Raw genomic sequence first — 626 nt, 5'->3', positions numbered from 1 at the left:
TTTACTTGATGTAACACCATTATCATTAGGTATTGAAACAATGGGTGGCGTGTTCACTAAATTAATCGATCGTAACACAACAATCCCAACATCTAAATCACAAGTATTCTCAACAGCTGCTGATAACCAACCTGCTGTAGATGTACATGTATTACAAGGTGAACGTCCAATGGCTGCAGATAACAAGACATTAGGCCGTTTCCAATTAACAGATATTCCTGCAGCACCACGTGGTGTGCCTCAAATCGAAGTAACATTTGATATCGATAAAAACGGTATCGTAAATGTTAAAGCAACTGATAAAGGTACTGGTAAAGAGCAACAAATTACCATCCAATCTAACTCAGGTTTATCAGACGACGAAATCGATCGTATGATGAAAGATGCTGAAGCGAATGCTGAAGAAGATAAAAAACGTAAAGAAGCAGCAGATCTTAAAAACGAAGTTGACCAATTAATCTTCCAAGTTGAAAAAACAACAGGTGAATTAGAAGGTAAAGTTGATCAAGCTGAACTTGACGAAGCTAACGCGCTTAAAGATGAATTGAAAGCAGCGCAAGAAGCTGACGATGTTGAAGCAATGACAGCTAAAAAAGATGAATTAAACGAAAAAATTCAAGCTTTAT

1 protein-coding gene is annotated in these 626 nt (G+C 37.1%); it reads left to right on the top strand.

Going from position 1 to position 626, the window contains the following annotated elements:
* A partial coding sequence (locus ACRCJ0_RS18265) for an Hsp70 family protein (protein WP_431391560.1) occupies positions 1-626 on the top strand: 626 nt, incomplete at both ends.

The sequence above is a fragment of the Aerococcus sp. L_32 genome (genome assembly GCF_050689315.1).
This window is presented reverse-complemented; position numbering and strand designations above follow the sequence as displayed.